Below are 223 nucleotides of genomic sequence, written 5' to 3'. Positions count from 1 at the left end.
GTGGCATCGGGAAATTGATGTTGTAGCCCTCACATTCGCCTATGCCTTATTCAAACGCATGCCCTGTCACTGCTGGATAAAAATTAACGGGGTCCCCATGTACTGAAGTATAAAGCACGTCTTTGCGGGCGTAGAATATTTCTTGGATCCACTGTCCGTGATGCATGTCCGTATCTATAATGGCGATTTTTGCGTATTTCTGACGTAGATGTTCGGCGATGAT

Annotated in this window: 1 protein-coding gene; it reads right to left on the bottom strand. The window is 45.7% G+C overall.

Features of this window, described 5'->3' with window-relative positions:
• Positions 1 to 46: 46 nt before the first annotated feature.
• On the bottom strand, positions 47 to 220 hold the full coding sequence (locus V6252_RS13210; RefSeq protein WP_341610749.1) for a hypothetical protein: 174 nt from the start codon (positions 218 to 220) through the stop codon (positions 47 to 49).
• Positions 221 to 223 lie beyond the last annotated feature (3 nt).

It is taken from the genome of Psychrobacter proteolyticus, from assembly GCF_038155145.1.
GTDB lineage: Bacteria > Pseudomonadota > Gammaproteobacteria > Pseudomonadales > Moraxellaceae > Psychrobacter > Psychrobacter proteolyticus_B.
The sequence above is the reverse complement of the archived record's forward strand: the minus strand, read 5'-3'. Positions and strand labels throughout refer to the sequence as shown.